This window comes from Acidithiobacillus sp. TH-A36 (genome assembly GCF_057473445.1).
The window spans coordinates 1-15,431 of record NZ_JBYCKP010000597.1; the positions used below are offsets into that span (position 1 = coordinate 1).

At 55.0% G+C, this 15,431-nt stretch carries 21 protein-coding genes and 1 other RNA gene; all 22 read left to right on the top strand.

Annotated features, from left to right (window positions below; translation table 11 throughout):
- On the top strand, positions 1 to 600 hold a 600-nt coding region (era, locus tag AC2VLY_RS15005; protein ID WP_486922551.1), incomplete at its 5' end, for a GTPase Era.
- The gene (recO, locus tag AC2VLY_RS15010; RefSeq protein WP_193651249.1) at positions 590 to 1,330 is read left to right on the top strand and encodes a DNA repair protein RecO; all 741 of its coding nucleotides are present in this window, start codon (positions 590 to 592) and stop codon (positions 1,328 to 1,330) included. The genes era and recO, both read left to right, overlap by 11 nt.
- A 19-nt stretch (positions 1,331 to 1,349) precedes the next feature.
- Entirely contained in the window at positions 1,350 to 2,075 is a 726-nt protein-coding gene (gene pdxJ / locus AC2VLY_RS15015) for a pyridoxine 5'-phosphate synthase (protein ID WP_193651250.1), read from the top strand.
- Entirely contained in the window at positions 2,072 to 2,461 is a 390-nt protein-coding gene (gene acpS / locus AC2VLY_RS15020; protein WP_193651251.1) for a holo-ACP synthase, read from the top strand. Before pdxJ ends, acpS begins: the two co-directional genes overlap by 4 nt.
- Before the next feature lie 3 nt (positions 2,462 to 2,464).
- Complete coding sequence (locus tag AC2VLY_RS15025; RefSeq protein ID WP_486891969.1) at positions 2,465 to 3,787, top strand: UDP-glucose dehydrogenase family protein; 1,323 nt, start codon at positions 2,465 to 2,467, stop codon at positions 3,785 to 3,787.
- Between the two features lies 1 nt (position 3,788).
- Positions 3,789 to 4,730, top strand: a complete 942-nt coding sequence (rfaE1, locus tag AC2VLY_RS15030) for a D-glycero-beta-D-manno-heptose-7-phosphate kinase (protein WP_486891968.1) — start codon at positions 3,789 to 3,791, stop codon at positions 4,728 to 4,730.
- Positions 4,727 to 5,512: a PP-loop family protein gene (locus AC2VLY_RS15035; protein ID WP_486891967.1), complete on the top strand. Its 786-nt coding sequence runs from the start codon at positions 4,727 to 4,729 to the stop codon at positions 5,510 to 5,512. The genes rfaE1 and AC2VLY_RS15035 overlap by 4 nt, the downstream gene beginning before the upstream one ends.
- Positions 5,505 to 6,347 carry an Hsp33 family molecular chaperone HslO gene (gene hslO / locus AC2VLY_RS15040; RefSeq protein ID WP_486891966.1) on the top strand — a complete coding sequence of 281 codons (843 nt, stop codon included), beginning with the start codon at positions 5,505 to 5,507 and terminating at the stop codon, positions 6,345 to 6,347. Before AC2VLY_RS15035 ends, hslO begins: the two co-directional genes overlap by 8 nt.
- A gap of 128 nt (positions 6,348 to 6,475) precedes the next feature.
- Positions 6,476 to 6,839, top strand: a transfer-messenger RNA (tmRNA) gene (gene ssrA, locus AC2VLY_RS15045).
- A gap of 186 nt (positions 6,840 to 7,025) precedes the next feature.
- On the top strand, positions 7,026 to 7,304 hold the full coding sequence (locus AC2VLY_RS15050) for a type II toxin-antitoxin system TacA family antitoxin (RefSeq protein ID WP_486922552.1): 279 nt from the start codon (positions 7,026 to 7,028) through the stop codon (positions 7,302 to 7,304).
- Positions 7,301 to 7,804, top strand: a complete 504-nt coding sequence (locus AC2VLY_RS15055) for a GNAT family N-acetyltransferase (RefSeq protein ID WP_193651257.1) — start codon at positions 7,301 to 7,303, stop codon at positions 7,802 to 7,804. The genes AC2VLY_RS15050 and AC2VLY_RS15055 overlap by 4 nt, the downstream gene beginning before the upstream one ends.
- 174 nt (positions 7,805 to 7,978) lie before the next feature.
- A complete protein-coding gene (locus AC2VLY_RS15060) occupies positions 7,979 to 8,134 on the top strand; it encodes a helix-turn-helix domain-containing protein (protein ID WP_486922554.1) in 156 nt (51 codons plus the stop codon).
- Positions 8,131 to 8,373 (top strand): hypothetical protein, encoded by a 243-nt coding sequence (locus tag AC2VLY_RS15065; protein WP_227485475.1) that lies wholly within the window; start codon positions 8,131 to 8,133, stop codon positions 8,371 to 8,373. Before AC2VLY_RS15060 ends, AC2VLY_RS15065 begins: the two co-directional genes overlap by 4 nt.
- A gap of 88 nt (positions 8,374 to 8,461) precedes the next feature.
- On the top strand, positions 8,462 to 8,923 hold the full coding sequence (locus AC2VLY_RS15070; protein ID WP_486922556.1) for a YceD family protein: 462 nt from the start codon (positions 8,462 to 8,464) through the stop codon (positions 8,921 to 8,923).
- Positions 8,924 to 8,937: 14 nt separating this feature from the next.
- The gene (gene rpmF, locus AC2VLY_RS15075; protein WP_193651259.1) at positions 8,938 to 9,123 is read left to right on the top strand and encodes a 50S ribosomal protein L32; all 186 of its coding nucleotides are present in this window, start codon (positions 8,938 to 8,940) and stop codon (positions 9,121 to 9,123) included.
- A 37-nt stretch (positions 9,124 to 9,160) separates the two neighbouring features.
- Positions 9,161 to 10,186 (top strand): phosphate acyltransferase PlsX, encoded by a 1,026-nt coding sequence (plsX, locus tag AC2VLY_RS15080; RefSeq protein WP_193651260.1) that lies wholly within the window; start codon positions 9,161 to 9,163, stop codon positions 10,184 to 10,186.
- A complete protein-coding gene (locus AC2VLY_RS15085) occupies positions 10,183 to 11,127 on the top strand; it encodes a beta-ketoacyl-ACP synthase III (protein ID WP_486892195.1) in 945 nt (314 codons plus the stop codon). Before plsX ends, AC2VLY_RS15085 begins: the two co-directional genes overlap by 4 nt.
- Positions 11,128 to 11,181: 54 nt before the next feature.
- Positions 11,182 to 12,117 carry an ACP S-malonyltransferase gene (gene fabD, locus AC2VLY_RS15090; RefSeq protein WP_486922557.1) on the top strand — a complete coding sequence of 312 codons (936 nt, stop codon included), beginning with the start codon at positions 11,182 to 11,184 and terminating at the stop codon, positions 12,115 to 12,117.
- On the top strand, positions 12,117 to 12,866 hold the full coding sequence (gene fabG / locus AC2VLY_RS15095; RefSeq protein ID WP_486892193.1) for a 3-oxoacyl-ACP reductase FabG: 750 nt from the start codon (positions 12,117 to 12,119) through the stop codon (positions 12,864 to 12,866). Before fabD ends, fabG begins: the two co-directional genes overlap by 1 nt.
- A gap of 84 nt (positions 12,867 to 12,950) precedes the next feature.
- The gene (gene acpP / locus AC2VLY_RS15100; protein WP_193651263.1) at positions 12,951 to 13,199 is read left to right on the top strand and encodes an acyl carrier protein; all 249 of its coding nucleotides are present in this window, start codon (positions 12,951 to 12,953) and stop codon (positions 13,197 to 13,199) included.
- Positions 13,200 to 13,237: 38 nt separating this feature from the next.
- Positions 13,238 to 14,479, top strand: coding sequence for a beta-ketoacyl-ACP synthase II (gene fabF, locus AC2VLY_RS15105; RefSeq protein WP_486892192.1), 1,242 nt, complete (start codon positions 13,238 to 13,240; stop codon positions 14,477 to 14,479).
- A 26-nt stretch (positions 14,480 to 14,505) separates the two neighbouring features.
- Positions 14,506 to 15,339: an aminodeoxychorismate lyase gene (gene pabC / locus AC2VLY_RS15110; RefSeq protein ID WP_486922558.1), complete on the top strand. Its 834-nt coding sequence runs from the start codon at positions 14,506 to 14,508 to the stop codon at positions 15,337 to 15,339.
- Positions 15,340 to 15,431 lie beyond the last annotated feature (92 nt).

The window sequence follows — 15,431 nt, forward strand, 5'->3', positions numbered from 1 at the left end:
GCCTGGACAGCTGATGATGGAGAAGCCCTGCGCTGGTTGCAGCGTAGTGGCATTCCGATACTGGCTGTGGTCAATAAAATAGACAAAATCAAGACCAAAGAGCGTCTGTTTCCTTACTTGCAGAGTTTGTCCGAACGCGCTGATTTCGCCGCAGTCATTCCTCTGTCAGCGCGTAAAACCGGGGATGTGGAACGATTGGCTGATGTACTGATTCCGTTATTACCCCTTTCGGAAGCGGTGTTTCCTGAAGATCAGGTCACGGATCGGAATATGCGTTTCATGGCAGCGGAAATCATTCGTGAACAGATTTTCCGGCAGTTAGGCGCAGAATTACCTTACGACACGGCTGTTGCCATTGATAGTTATCAGGTTGAAAACGGACAACAGCGTATTGAGGCGACCATTTACTGTCGGCGCTCAGGTCAAAAAGCCATCATTCTTGGTGAGGGTGGCAGTCGCTTGCGGGTTATTGGTAGTCGTGCCCGGGAAGCATTGCAGCAGTTGACCGAAGAACGTGTCTGGCTGGGCCTTTGGGTCAAACAAAAAGAGCAATGGACGGACGATCCCCATATTTTGCGCGAGCTGGGGTATGACGACTGAGTCCGGTGATCGGGCCTGGGTATTGCACCGCTATGCTTATGGAGATTCGAGCCTGGTGGTAGAGTTTTTCAGCCGGAAACAGGGACGTCTGGGGCTGCTGGCCAAGGGCGCACGACGTCCCCGCTCGCCACTTGCCAGAATTGAGGCGGGGCGACCGCTGTGGATTCGCTGGCAGGGGAAAGGGGATCTGCCCTTATTGGTCCAGGCCGAAGAACTGGCTGCCGTACATCCCCTGAATACCCTGCAAAACCTGAGCTTGTTTTACATGAACGAGTTACTGTTGCGGCTCACCCAGCGCGCTGATCCATTTCCCGAGTTTTTTGATCAGTACGAAACCACTATCGAGGGCTTCAACGATGTCGCAGCAATCGCCTGGAATCTGCGGCGCTACGAACGGCATCTGCTCGAAGCTTTGGGCTGGGCTGCAGATCTGAGCCATTGTGGACAATGTGGTATCACCCTGACACCCGACACCAAATGGTCTTACCTGACCCAGACTGGGGTATTTTGTCCCCGCCATACACCAGAACAAGGGTCTGTAAGCATTCCTGCAGAAGCCTTGCAATGGCTTGATGGCCCGATGAACAGCGCGCCAGCTTCCGGCTATAATGCGCACTTGAGAAATTACCTGGAACGTGAACTGCAGGTCCATCTCGGCAGCAAGGCACTGGAGAGTCGGCGCCTCCTTGCGGCATACTTGCAACGCCATAAGCGTAGCGCATCAACCTGAACCATGAGGAGCATCATCCATGATTGCCTTGGGTGTTAATATTGATCATGTGGCCACCCTGCGCCAGGCGCGGGGCACCCGATATCCCGACCCGATCGAAGCGGCCTTTGTCGCAGAACGCGCCGGAGCCGATGCCATTACTGCGCACCTGCGCGAAGATCGTCGCCATATTCAGGAACGGGACATCGAGATTCTCTGCCAGATCCTGCAGACCCGCCTCAATCTGGAAATGGCAGTAGAAGAAGGGGTAATGCGCATTGCCGAGCGACTGTCTCCCAGTGATTGCTGTCTGGTCCCGGAACGGCGTGCCGAACTCAGCACCGAAGGCGGACTGGATGTTGCCGGACAAATGCCACGCATCAGGGAAGCCTGCCAGCGTCTGGCCCAGGCCGGGGTGAGAGTGTCTTTGTTTGTTGATCCGGACCCTTTTCAGCTGGAAGCAGCGGCGGAAACGGGTGCTCCGGTGGTGGAATTGCACACTGGTCGCTATGCCAATGCGCCCGATACGGCAAAACGTCTTGAAGAACTGGGTTTGATTGGCAGTGCGGTCAATTTTGCAGAAAGCCTGGGGCTGCAGGTGAATGCCGGGCATGGGCTGGATTACCATAATGTCCAGGCGATTGCTGCCATTCCGGGTATTCGTGAGTTGAATATTGGTCATGCCATTGTTTCCCATGCAGTATTTAGCGGTCTTGGTGCCGCTGTGACGGAAATGAAGCGATTGATGCTTGAGGCCCGTGGATGATTGTCGGAATGGGTACAGATATTGTGGCTGTGGACCGCATGGCCCGTTTGCACGCCCGCTATGGTCTGCGTCTGAATGAACGCATTCTGGGCCCTCTGGAGCGTGCTGATCTGCCTGATGAAGCGGCTGCTGCTGCGGCTTTTCTGGCACGTCGGTTTGCCGCAAAGGAAGCGGCCTATAAGGCGCTGGGAAGCGGTCTGGGTGAAGGTATGCGCTGGTCGGACGTACAGGTTACCCACGACGCTGCCGGCCGGCCGCAATTGCTGATGCAGGGGAAATCCGGAGAATTGCTGGCGCAATGGGGAAGGGAGGTGCGTACCTGGCTTTCCATCAGTGATGAACGGCGTTATGCCACTGCGGTGGTCATTCTGGAATTGGGAGCCTAACGCATGAAAGTAACGGTTGTCGGAACCGGATATGTGGGTCTGGTCACTGGAGCCTGCCTTGCCCAGGTCGGTAATCAGGTGCTTTGTGTGGATATCGATGCGGATAAGGTAGCGCGTTTGCGTCAGGCTGAAGTCCCCATATACGAACCCGACTTGCCGGGCATTGTGCAGGATGGGGTCAAAAGTGGAAGACTGCAGTTTACGACGGATATTGCTGCAGGTGTTGCGCATGGCAACTTTGTATTCATTGCGGTAGGCACCCCACCCGAAGAAGACGGCTCTGCGGACCTGCGTCATGTTCTGGCTGTTGCGGGTGAAATTGGTCAGCATCTGCAAAATCCGGTGATTGTCATCAACAAATCCACGGTTCCGGTGGGAACCGCGCGCAAAGTACAGGATCATATTGCGGCCGCCCTGACAAAGCGCGGGGTGGATATCCCTTTCGTGGTGGTCTCCAACCCGGAGTTTTTGAAAGAAGGTGCGGCGGTAGCGGATTTCATGAAACCAGACCGGATTGTGGTGGGTACCGATGATCCCGTTGCTGCCGAAAAAATGCGCGCGCTCTATGCACCCTTTAACCGTAATCATGACCGCCTCATCATCATGGATCCACCTTCCGCCGAACTGACCAAATATGCTGCCAATGTCATGTTGGCCACCAAAATTTCGTTGATGAACGAACTGGCTGGGCTGGCCGAATGTGTGGGTGCGGATATTGAACAGGTACGTCGGGGCATTGGTGCGGACCCCCGCATTGGTTATTCGTTTATTTATCCAGGCTGTGGTTATGGGGGGTCCTGTTTTCCCAAGGATGTACGCGCCCTGGAGTACAGCGCCAGGCAACATGATTTTGACGCCCCGCTGCTTACGGCAGTAGAAGCCGTCAATAATCGCCAGAAACAGATTCTGGAAAAAAAACTGGTAGCCGTCCTCGGCGAAGACCTGAAAGGAAAAAAAATTGCCATATGGGGCCTGGCCTTCAAACCCAATACCGACGATTTGCGCGAAGCCCCCAGCCGGGCACTGATTGCGGGTATCCTGAAAAGAGGTGGCACAGTGCAGGCCTATGATCCTGTAGCCATGGATGAGGTTGGGCGGGTGTACGCCGGGGAGTCAGCACTGACCCTTTGCGTCGATCCTTATGCGGCCTGCGAGGGCGCGGATGCCCTGGTTATCTGTACGGAATGGCAGGAGTTTCGCAGTCCGGATTTTGCTGAAATGCGTCGGCTTCTCCGTCAGGCGGTCATTGTCGACGGCCGCAATATTTATGAACCGACGGTACTGCGGGCAGAGGGTTTCGTCTATTCTGCCATTGGACGGCCTTGATATGTTAAATGCACTGGATAATCTCGCTCAGGCCCGGGTCGCCATCATTGGCGACGTGATGCTGGATCGTTACTGGTTTGGCAAGGTCGATCGTATTTCGCCGGAAGCGCCGGTGCCCGTAGTACAGGTTCGTCGTGAAGAAGAGCGTCCGGGCGGGGCTGCCAACGTTGCGCTGAATGTGCTTTCCCTGGGAGCTGAGGCGCATTTGCTGGCGCCAGTCGGCGAGGATGCTGCGGGGGCTCAGCTGACCCGCCTTCTTGAGCAGGCGGGTGTCAAAACCCGACTGATCGCAGATGCCAGTTACCCGACTACGGTGAAATTGCGGGTCATTGGCCATCAACAGCAGTTGCTGCGCATGGATTTTGAGTCACAGCCCAGCTCCGAGCATGGGGAAAACATGCGCGCCATGGCCCATGAAATATTGACGGGTGCGGGTGCCTTGCTGCTTTCCGATTATGGAAAAGGGGCCTTGCAGGCGGTCGAATCCCTGATTGCGTCCGGACGGGCTGCAGGCCTGCCGGTGCTGATTGATCCCAAAGGACGGGATTACCGTCCTTATGCCGGAGCCACCATTATTACGCCCAACCTGAGTGAATTTCAGGCAGTGGCAGGGACCTGGACGAGTGAAGAACAATTTCTGGCGCTGGGCCGGGAATGGCGCCAGAAATTGCAGCTGGAAGCGCTTCTGGTCACACGCGGCGAGGAGGGGATGACCCTGTTCACCGAAAATGCCATTCATCATCATCCCGCCCGGGCGCGTGAAGTGTTTGATGTGACCGGTGCCGGGGATACGGTCATTGCCACCCTGGCGACGGCCCTGGCCGCCGGATGGCCCATGGATCAGTCGGTAGAACTGGCTAACCGGGCGGCAGGTATTGTGGTCGGCAAGCTGGGGGCGGCCGTTGTCAGTTGCGAAGAACTGGCTGCCCAGGGCGGCGAATGAAGCAAGACTCCGATTCTTCAGGCGTGCCACGTCTGCCCGTACCCAAATTGCTGCAGCGGCGCATTGGCCGTGCGGTAGCTGATTTTCGCATGATCCAGCCCGGTGACCGCATACTTTTGGCGCTTTCTGGGGGTAAGGATTCGCTCACGTTGCTGCACATGCTCCGTGCCATGCAGCGGCAATTTTCGGTGCCCTTTGAGCTGGGGGTGGCGACTGTTGACCCCATGAGTCCCGACTACGATCCGCAAGTACTGCTGCCTTACATGGAATCTCTCGATATTCCTTATTTTCTGGAGCGACAGGATATTTACGAGCGGGCCAAAAAGCATCTGTTGCGCCCCTCCTACTGCAGCTTTTGTGCGCGCATGCGCCGGGGAGTTCTTTATCGCTGCGCCCGCCGCGAAGGTTACAATGTTCTCGCTTTGGGGCAGCATCTCGATGATTTTGCCGAAAGCTTTTTCATGTCCATGTTCTATAATGGCGAAATGCGGACCATGAAAGCCCATTATCGCGTCAGGGAAGGGGATTTACGGGTTATTCGTCCGCTGGTGTATTGTCGCGAACGGCAGATGCGCCAGCATGCTGAAGAACAAAAATTACCTGTCATTTATGAGAACTGTCCGGCCTGTTTTGGCAAACCCACAGAACGTCAACACATGAAAGAACTGCTGGCGCAACAGGAAGCCCATGATCCGCGCCTGTTCAGGCAGCTTCAGCGCGCCTTGCAGCCGCTGATGGGAACGGGTCTGGAAGATTTGCATTTTGAGGATGAGCATGACTGATTTTTCACAAGTTTTTTACTGGGAAACCCTACCATTACGCGGCGCGCGTTGCCGCCTTGACGGGGTTTATGCCCGGGTGTTACGGGACTTCAAGGGACAGGATGACATGGCCCAACTATTGGGCGAAGCGTTGGTAGGTCTGGCCTTATTGGCCACCACCCAGAAAAATTATGAACGTCTGATTATTCAGGCGCAAAGCAAAGGCCCGCTGAAACTTCTGGTTGCGGAAATGACGGCTGCCGGAGGTATGCGTGCCTATGGTAATTGGGAGGAGGGCGTCTCGGTGGACTTGTCACATTTGCCTGATGCCCTGCTGGCTATTACCGTGGATATGGGCATGGATCGGGAGCGTTATCAGGGACTGGTTGAGCTGCGCGAAAGTCTCACCCTTTCCCTGAATGCCTATTTTGCTGAATCAGTGCAGTCCCCCGCGTATTTTCGCCTGGTCGCTGATCCCCAACGGCAGCAGGCGGGCGGCTATTTTCTGCAACGCCTGCCTGGCGTGCTGGCTGCGGAAGACTGGGAACTGGCGACCCAATTCATCGCCATTGGCTCAGATCAGTCACTGCTGCAGGCAAAACCGGAACAGTTCCTGCCGGAAATTTTCCCCGATTCGGCGGTACGACTGCATACGCCACAAGCCCTGTTTTTCTCCTGTTCCTGTTCCCCCGAAAAAGTGGAACGCATGCTGATTTCGTTGGGGCAAACAGAAGCGGAAGAGACTCTTCAAAGTGAGGGAGAGATAGTGGTGACCTGCGAATATTGCCAGGAAGTATATCGTTTTGGTGAAGAAGACGTGGCCTTGATGTTTGCGCCGGAACATCCTCTGCACTGATTTTTGTGTCCCCTGAGGAGAATTTCCTGATTGGTGCTCTGGCTGCTTCTACGTTATGATTGCCAATCCTCAGTGACGACTGACTGACAGAAACTTTGTCTGTCATATCCAGTCTAACAGAGGGTATAGGGGGCGACCGGCTTCGACGCAGGTCGCGAAGCCTTCGGTGCATGCAGAGCTGCGGTTTGCTCTTAAAACTGGTCGCAGATTCATAATTGCCAACGACAGCAATTACGCCCTCGCTGCTTAAGCAGTGAGCCCTCTGCCCGGATTTGTTCGTGGATCCGGAGTCGAAAGACGCGCGGAGGGTCATAAAACACGGAATCGGGTCTGTTCTAGTCTGTGGAACCGATCCTAAACTAAAGCAGAATCGCCGTAGCATCATCCTGTTTGTCGGAGGGTGGCGCGGTTAAAGCCAATAGACAAACTACGCATGTAGATCCGGTGGTCTAGGTACTGCGGACGCGGGTTCAATTCCCGCCGCCTCCACCAATGACGTTAAGTAAGCCCCAGATTTTAAGGGGCTTTATTTTTTACAGCTTGGCTGCGTCTTACTTTTGGCTCTCGGTTAACAGTATTCCATCGGTAGTTGGTGAGGGCCAGTGTGAGGAATATCTTGTCAGGACGATGTCAGGACAACTACAATGAGGGCATTCAAGATCAGTCAGGAGGGGCACCATGAGCACTCTGAATCTTCCCAAGACCGAGCGTATTGACGTTCGTGCAAGCACGCCGGTCAAGCAACTGTTGCAGGAGGCCGCTCGCGCCTGCCACAAGAACGTAAGCGAGTTCCTTCTTGATGCGGGTGTGACGGCGGCCGCGCAAACGCTGGCGGATCGTCGTCAGTTCGTGTTGGACGACACGCAGTGGCAAGCATTTCAGGAAGCGCTGGACCGTCCGGTGCAAAGTAAGCCGCGCCTGAAAAAATTGCTGCGTGAGCCCGGAGTGCTTGGTTGAGCGGCGGCTACTCGCCTGTTCGCAAGCTTGCAGCAACGGATCAGGTCGACGCCTTCGACTGCGGCCAAGCCGCGCTGAACCAGTTCCTGCAGCGCTACGCACTCGTAAACCAGAATGCCAACAGCGCGCAGACCTACGTCTGCTGCCAGGGTGACGTGGTGGTCGGCTACTACAGCCTCGCCGTCGGCAGCGTCGATCCTCAAGCCGCTCCGTCAAGAGTGATGAAGGGGCTGGCGCGTCACCCGGTTCCGGTCATGATCCTGGCCCGGCTCGCCGTGGACAAGGAGCATCAGCGCAAGGGACTGGGTCAGGCCTTGCTCAAGGATGCGCTGCTGCGCACCGCACAGGCTGCCGACATCGCCGGCATTCGCTGCGTGCTGGTCCATGCCAAGGACGATGCGGCGCGGCAGTGGTACGAATCCTGGGAATTCGAGCCCAGCCCGACCGATCCGTATCACTTGTTCCTGATGCTCAAGGATCTCAAGAGTTTGTTGCGCTGAGGCGGTGTCACCACCTCAAAACCCAATCCGCGCCCGCTGCTCGTCCCACAACAACGGCGTCCCCAATGCCGTATCAAGAGGGCATTCGTGACGTCCGTCTCGCCTTTCCCGATCAGGAAATAGCAGACCGAATCATGCCCTAACCACACTAAACATTCCCGATCGGGAAATCGATTGCGCTTTGTTGTCGACCTTGAGGCAGGCAAGCCCACCTTGCGGCTGGAAAACGTGCTGCGGGTCATTGATACCCTGGGCGGTGAAATCCATTTGAGCGGATTGCCATCAGTTGCGTCCGACGATCAACGGGAGGATGACGGTCATGGCACATGAGCTGGAAGTCTGGCTTTTCGCAGATCGTGTCGGCACGTTGGCGCTGGTTGATGGGAGTCGTGGTCATCCTGGATGAATTGTCGCGTCGACCTATGCTCGCAGGCAAAGACGGATTGCGGCTTTCCTTGGCCGGTGCCCAGGACAAATTGCCAGTGGTTTTCGATGGTGCCCGCATTGGTCTGCCCCTCAATGGCACGTCGAGCTCCCACATCTTGAAATTGTCATTAAATCCGCGCTGAATGATATGCAGATTCAAGACGGAGTGGTTGACCTTCATCTCATGAAATACTTTACTTAATCCGCAGTCATCGCTAACATGCCGCGCTTATGTTTTCCGCTAAAACCAACAGTCTGCATCTTGCCAAAGTGACCGGCCCCGGCGATCGCCTGGAAGGTCCGGTTGATCTTGCTGCATGGAGCCGTCTGGCGGCGGCGATGGCAGAGCTGGAATCGGTGCAGGCAGATATGGATTTGCAGCGAAGTGGTTCAGTCGTGTTGGCAGACGGATATATAGAGGTTTCTGGACAAATTCGCTGTGAGCGTTGCCTGGGAAACATGCCTTTATCCTTAAAGGTACCCGTGCATAGCGGTCTGGCTGAAACCGAAGAGATGGTCAATACGTTGGATCCTGATCTGGACATCGTGTTGGCCGATAAGGGTGTTGTGGCAATGCAGGCGTGGTTGGAAGACGAGGTTCTGCTGGCTTTGCCCATGATTCCGCGTTGTGCGGAGTGGCAATCTGGCATTTGTCCGGTATCCGGACTGGAAGCACTTATTATTGTTGATTAATGGAGATTTGAGACATGGCCGTACCACAAAGTAAAACCTCCCATTCACGTCGTAATATGCGTCGTGCCCATGATTTTCTGACAACCGTCAACCGCTCGGTCTGTGCGAATTGTGGCGCTGCCAAGTTGCCTCATCACGTTTGCCCCGAGTGCGGATTCTACAAGGGCCGTGAAATGGTCAAGAAGTCTGTGGAAGCCTGAGTGACTTGCTGAACCGGCACAACGCGAGGTCGTTCTCATGCCGCATATAGCGGTCGATGCGATGAGCGGAGACAGTGGCCCATCGACGGTAATTCCTGCCATCAAGGATCTGGTGCAGAATTACCCCGATGTCACTTTTCATCTGGTCGGGGACAGTCCTATCCTGAAAAATGAATTGCAACGCATGCATCTTCAGGATTCGGAGCAGGTGAAAATCCACCATGCCAGTCAGGTGATAGGTATGGATGAGGCACCTTCCCAGGCATTGCGGGGTAAACGCGATTCATCCATGCACATAGCCATTGCCCTGGTTCGCGACGGGCACGCAGATGCGGTGGTCAGTGCGGGTAACACCGGTGCCTTGATGGCTATGGGTAAAGTATTTTTGCGGACTATTCCGGGTATAGATCGTCCGGCGATTGCCGCCTTCCTGCCGACTACTACAGGGCGTTTTTTGGCCCTGGATTTAGGTGCCAATGTGGATTGCCATCCAGAACATCTGCTCCAGTTCGCGGTCATGGGCTCGATTCTCGCCGAACGGGTGATGGGCGTAGCCAAGCCACGTGTCGGCCTGCTCAATATCGGGTCTGAAGAAATCAAGGGTAATGAGCAGGTCAAGGAAGCTTCTCTGCTGCTGCGTGCGGCACGGCTCAACTTCATTGGTAATGTCGAAGGTTCGGACATTTATCGCGGCATTGCTGATGTGGTCGTTTGTGATGGTTTCGTGGGGAATGTCGCGCTGAAAACTTCAGAGGGACTGGCCAGCATGATCAGTCACGAATTGCGCGCCAGTTATACGCAAGGAATTTATGGAAAACTGGCTTATCTGGTCAATCGGCCCATCTTGCAGCGATTAAGAAAACGTCTGGATTCCCGGCAGTATAATGGGGCTACCTTGCTTGGCCTGAATGGGATTGTCATTAAAAGTCATGGTAATGCCGATCGCTACGCATTTGCGCGGGCGGTGGAAGTCGGAATTGCCGAAGCCAGGCACCGTCTGACCCTGCATATTGCTGAAGTCATTCAGGAAAACCTCAATCCCGTGGTGCGAAACAGCGCGTGAATAACATTTATAGTCGTATTGTCGCTACCGGCGGATATCTGCCCGAGCGCGTCATGCATAATGCCGATCTCGAACAGATGGTAGACACCAGTGATGCCTGGATTTTTGAACGTACCGGTATTCGTTCGCGGCATATTGCTGCAGAAAACGAAAAAACCGTTGATATGGCCGAGCACGCCGCCCGGCAAGCCTTACGGGATGCGGATATTCAGGCAGAAGACCTGGATCTCATTCTGGTCGCCACTACCACGCCCGATCAGATTTTCCCCAGTACGGCCTGTCTGTTGCAAGCCCGACTGGGTAATCGCGGCGCGCCGGCCTTTGACGTGCAGGCAGTATGTACCGGTTTCATTTATGCTCTGGCTACAGCTGATCAATTTATTCGCAGTGGTACGGTAAAAACGGCCCTGGTAGTCGGGGTGGAAAGCATGTCCCGCATTGTCGACTGGACCGATCGTTCGACCTGCATTTTGTTTGGAGATGGGGCGGGCGCGGTGGTCTTACGTGCAGATTCGACACCCGGCATTATTTCTACGCATATTCATGCCGATGGATCCTATGCTGAATTGCTGCAGGTTCCAGAAGGTCGCGAGCAATTGACCATGCAGGGTAATGCCGTTTTCCGAATGGCCGTGCGCACGCTGGGAGAAATTGTTCAGGAAACTCTGGCAGAAAACCAAATGGGTCCAGAGGATATTGACTGGTTGGTACCCCATCAGGCCAATATCCGCATCATCCAGGCTACGGCCGATAAATTGAAGCTGCCCATGGATCGGGTAGTGACGACGGTGGAACATCATGGTAATACTTCTGCAGCATCGGTGCCTTTGGCACTGGATGATGCAGCCAGGCGGGGATGCTTCAAGGCCGGGCAAAATCTTCTGCTGGAAGCCTTCGGCGGTGGTTTTACCTGGGGTTCGGCGTTGTTGCGTTGGGCTTGAAGTTTATGTTGCCCACGGGCATCAACTGACAGTTTGCTTTTGGAGGAGGTTCGATTGCACGGCTCTATCGCCTTTGTGTTTCCCGGTCAGGGTTCCCAGTCTGTTCAAATGCTTGCCGATCTGGCGTCTACCCATCCTCTGGTCCAGGAGGTTTTTGCAGAAGCCTCTGACGTATTGGGAGAAGATCTCTGGTCTCTCAGTCAGAATGGCCCTGTCGAAAAACTCAACCAGACCCGCTGGACCCAGCCCCTGATGCTGGCTGCCGGATATGCGGTGTACCGGGTATGGGAGGAAGAGGGCGGTGCTTATCCCGATTTTGTCGCCGGGCATTCCCTGGGTGAATATACGGCGCTGGTAGTCGCCGACGCGCTGGATTATGCCGATGCGGTTCGCCTGGTGGCCGAACGTAGCCGTTTGATGCAGGCGGCCGTGCCGGAAGGTTCCGGTGCCATGGCAGCGGTCATTGGTCTGGCGGATGACGATCTCAAGCGGCTCTGTGCCCAGGAAGCTCAGGATAATGTCCTCTCTGCCGCGAACTTTAACGCGCCTGGACAGGTAGTGGTGGCTGGCGAAACCGCCGCAGTGGAAAGACTGGTTGAATCGGCCCGGGCTGCCGGAGCCAAACGGGTCGTTATGCTGCCGGTCAGTGTCCCCAGTCACTGCAGTTTGATGACTGAGGCCGCCCAACAATTTGCCACAGTGCTGGAGTCGGTCGCTTTCCGCGCCCCGAAGGCCATGCTCATCCACAATGCTGACGTGTTGAGTCATAGCACGCCGGAAAGCATTCGTGCCGTTCTGGCCAATCAATTATACAGTCCGGTACGCTGGACCGAGACCATTCGTTATCTGGCCCGCCAGGGTGCCCTGACCTTTGTGGAAATGGGACCAGGGCGGGTTTTATCCGGCCTTGGCAAACGGATTGAACCTTCTTTGACCATGCTGCATGTAGAAGATGGTAAAAGCCTCAAGGCTGCTCTGGAGCTGGTTTGATGGGAAGCACACTGGAAAATCAGGTCGCGCTGGTTACCGGAGGCAGTCGCGGTATTGGTCAGGAAGTAGCCCGGGTGCTCGGCGAAGAAGGCGCCATGGTCATTGCTACAGCGACCACCAGCAAGGGGGCTGAGGCCATTTCTGCAAATTTTCAGGCCAGCGGCATCCAAGGACACGGGGTTGTTCTGGATGTCACGGATGATGCGGCGATGGATGTCTGCCTGAAAAAAATTCAAAGCGAATATGCTGCGCCCAGCATACTGGTAAACAATGCAGGAATCACTCGGGACCAGTTACTGTTGCGCATGAAAGATGAAGACTGGGATGCGGTGATGGCGACCAATTTGCGCGCCGTTTATCGCCTCAGCAAAATTTGTCTGCGCGATATGCTAAAGGCGCGTTTTGGCCGTATAATCAATATTACCTCGGTGGTTGGCAGCATGGGTAATGCGGGTCAAAGTAATTACGCGGCGGCCAAGGCGGGTGTAGCAGGTTTTACCCGCGCCCTGGCCAGAGAAGTGGCTGGCCGTCAGGTGACGGTCAATTGTGTGGCTCCTGGTTTTATCAGTACCGATATGACCGAAGGCTTAGGTGAGTCTCATAAGGAAGCGCTTTTACAGCAAATTCCTGCGGGTCGCCTGGGTACTGTCGCCGATGTGGCGGGTGCTGTGGCTTATCTGTCCAGCCCGCAGGCCGGTTATATCACCGGACAAATTCTTCATGTCAATGGTGGCATGTGGATGGGGTAGGGTAACGTTGGCTTTACAGGACTGCACCCCTGTGGTCCAATCTCGCCGACAATAATTTTTAACCAGCAAAGGAGTTTCTCCCAAATGGAAAATGTGGCAGAACGTGTAAAGAAAGTAGTAGTCGAGCAGTTGGGCGTCAATGAAGATGAAGTGACCAATGAGGCTTCCTTTGTGGATGATCTGGGTGCCGATTCTCTGGACACCGTGGAACTGGTCATGGCCCTTGAAGAAGAATTCGACTGTGAAATTCCTGATGAAGAAGCTGAAAAAATTGCTACCGTGCAGCAGGCTATTGATTATGTATCCGCTCATATGCCCGCAAAGGATGCCTGAGACATCGCCTTTTTCAGGAACATGAGGAGAACCGACCGTTGAAAAGACGCGTTGTCATTACAGGGCTGGGTATAGTTTCCCCTGTGGGGATCGGTATATCTGCGGCTTGGGATGCCATTGTGCAGGGACGTAGTGGTATTGGTCGCGTCACACGTTTTGATCCTGCCCCTTACAGTTCGCAAATCGCCGGAGAAGTACGCGGTTTTGATGTCACCCAATACATTCCCGGCAAAGATGCCAAAAAAATGGATTTGTTCATTCATTACGGCATTGCGGCAGCGATGGAAGCCATTGCAGATTCCGGCCTGAAAATCAGTTCAGACTTTGCCGAGCGGGTGGGTGTATCCATAGGCAGCGGTATCGGTGGCTTGCCCGGCATTGAATCCGAACATACTGTCGTCACGGAAAGCGGTCCCAGACGTATTTCTCCGTTTTTTATTCCGCGTTGTATTGTCAACATGGTGGCAGGCCACATTTCCATCATGTACGGAGCCAAAGGCCCGAACATTGCCATGGCTACGGCCTGTTCTACGGGTACCCATTCCATCGGCGACGCTGCCCGACTCATCGAATACGGAGATGCCGACGTCATGATTGCCGGAGGGGCAGAAGCGGCAATCAGCCCTCTGGGTTTGGGTGGCTTCTCGGCAGCCCGGGCACTTTCCACCCGCAACGATGTACCTGAAAAGGCCAGCCGTCCATGGGACAAGGATCATGACGGTTTTGTGCTGGGTGAAGGTGCTGGTGTTCTTGTCCTTGAAGAATATGAGTTTGCCATGCGTCGTGGTGCCCGTATTTATGGGGAACTGGTCGGTTATGGCATGAGTTCTGATGCTTATCACATGACGCAGCCCGCCGCAGGGGGGGAGGGTGCAGCCCGATGTATGCGTCTGGCATTACATAATGCCGGTCTCCAGCCGGAACAGGTGGACTATATCAATGCCCACGGCACTTCCACCCCTTTGGGCGATCGTGCCGAGACTGAAGCTGTGCATGCCGTATTTGGAGAGCATGCGCGATCTTTAGCCATGAGTTCCACCAAATCCATGACTGGCCATTTGCTGGGTGCAGCGGGGGGGGTGGAGGCAGTATTTACCACGCTTGCCCTGCATCATGGCATATTGCCGCCGACCATCAATCTGGATACAGCGGATGAAGGCTGCGATCTGGACTATGTCGCCTTGCAAGCCCGCCAGCAAAGTGTAGATGTCGCTTTGAGCAATTCTTTCGGTTTTGGTGGTACCAACAGCACCCTCGTATTTCGCCGCCATAGCGACTAATCCGTTCAGTGCGCGTGCAGGCCGTGATGATGGATGGGGTCCCGCAACAATCGGGAGCCTGTCCGGCTGCTCTTGACCGCGCTTTTCATTATGGTGATGGTCTGTTTGAGACTGTCGCCATCATTCAGGGTAAACCCCTGTTCTGGGATGAGCATCTCCAACGTCTTCAGGTGGGCGCGCAATTATTGCAGATGAATCTACCCGGACCATTGCCGTGGCTTGAAGATTTTCAGCAACTGCAAGAGCATGTTTCTTTACCCGAGCGGTACGTTCTCAAGCTGATTTTAAGTCGTGGTTCGGGAGGGGGTTATGCTATTCCCTGCAATGGCTCCGTCGCCCGTTATGTGTTTGCTTCGGACTGGCCAGAGCGTAGTGCAGCCTGTTGGCATCCGGGGATTCTCGCAGATATTTGCCCGGTTCCCCTGTTGACCGGAGCCCCTTATCTGACAGCGAAAACCCTGAATCGTCTGAATCAGGTCATGGCCCGCAATGCCTTGCCGCAGGAATACGCCGAGGGCATTGTCCTCGATCAGCAGGGCTTTTTGCGCGAAGGGATCATGTCCAATTTATTCTGGGTTGCTGCGGGCATGGTCCATACACCCTCACTGGAGGGGGGTGGTATTGCCGGAATCCAGCGTCAGGCGATTTTGAATTGGCTGCAGACATCGGGCATTCCCTGCCAAATCGGGGATTATCGGGCAGAAAGCCTGATCGAGGCCGAGGAAATTTTTTTCAGTAACAGTCTGATTGGCATCTGGCCGGTCAGGCGTTTTCAGGATCGCAACCTGGCAGGCAGCCAGGGTAAAATCAGTGCCCAAATACTGCAATGGCAGGCAACACTCGGGCTGGGTCCATCCTGATGCGGCGCATAATCCTGACTTTGCTGCTGGTTATTATTCTCGCTCCGCTGGGCTATTACGGTGTGACCATGTACTTGCCGCAATCTTTTCCC

Coding starts and splice junctions, on each gene's coding strand:
- acpP (WP_193651263.1), top strand. CDS start 12,951: ATGGAAAATGTGGCAGAACGTGTAAAGAAAGTAGTAGTCGAGCAGTTG.
- rpmF (WP_193651259.1), top strand. CDS start 8,938: ATGGCCGTACCACAAAGTAAAACCTCCCATTCACGTCGTAATATGCGT.
- rfaE1 (WP_486891968.1), top strand. CDS start 3,789: ATGTTAAATGCACTGGATAATCTCGCTCAGGCCCGGGTCGCCATCATT.
- recO (WP_193651249.1), top strand. CDS start 590: ATGACGACTGAGTCCGGTGATCGGGCCTGGGTATTGCACCGCTATGCT.
- AC2VLY_RS15070 (WP_486922556.1), top strand. CDS start 8,462: ATGTTTTCCGCTAAAACCAACAGTCTGCATCTTGCCAAAGTGACCGGC.
- plsX (WP_193651260.1), top strand. CDS start 9,161: ATGCCGCATATAGCGGTCGATGCGATGAGCGGAGACAGTGGCCCATCG.
- pdxJ (WP_193651250.1), top strand. CDS start 1,350: ATGATTGCCTTGGGTGTTAATATTGATCATGTGGCCACCCTGCGCCAG.
- AC2VLY_RS15065 (WP_227485475.1), top strand. CDS start 8,131: ATGAGCTGGAAGTCTGGCTTTTCGCAGATCGTGTCGGCACGTTGGCGC.
- AC2VLY_RS15050 (WP_486922552.1), top strand. CDS start 7,026: ATGAGCACTCTGAATCTTCCCAAGACCGAGCGTATTGACGTTCGTGCA.
- AC2VLY_RS15035 (WP_486891967.1), top strand. CDS start 4,727: ATGAAGCAAGACTCCGATTCTTCAGGCGTGCCACGTCTGCCCGTACCC.
- pabC (WP_486922558.1), top strand. CDS start 14,506: ATGATGGATGGGGTCCCGCAACAATCGGGAGCCTGTCCGGCTGCTCTT.
- fabG (WP_486892193.1), top strand. CDS start 12,117: ATGGGAAGCACACTGGAAAATCAGGTCGCGCTGGTTACCGGAGGCAGT.
- AC2VLY_RS15025 (WP_486891969.1), top strand. CDS start 2,465: ATGAAAGTAACGGTTGTCGGAACCGGATATGTGGGTCTGGTCACTGGA.
- hslO (WP_486891966.1), top strand. CDS start 5,505: ATGACTGATTTTTCACAAGTTTTTTACTGGGAAACCCTACCATTACGC.
- acpS (WP_193651251.1), top strand. CDS start 2,072: ATGATTGTCGGAATGGGTACAGATATTGTGGCTGTGGACCGCATGGCC.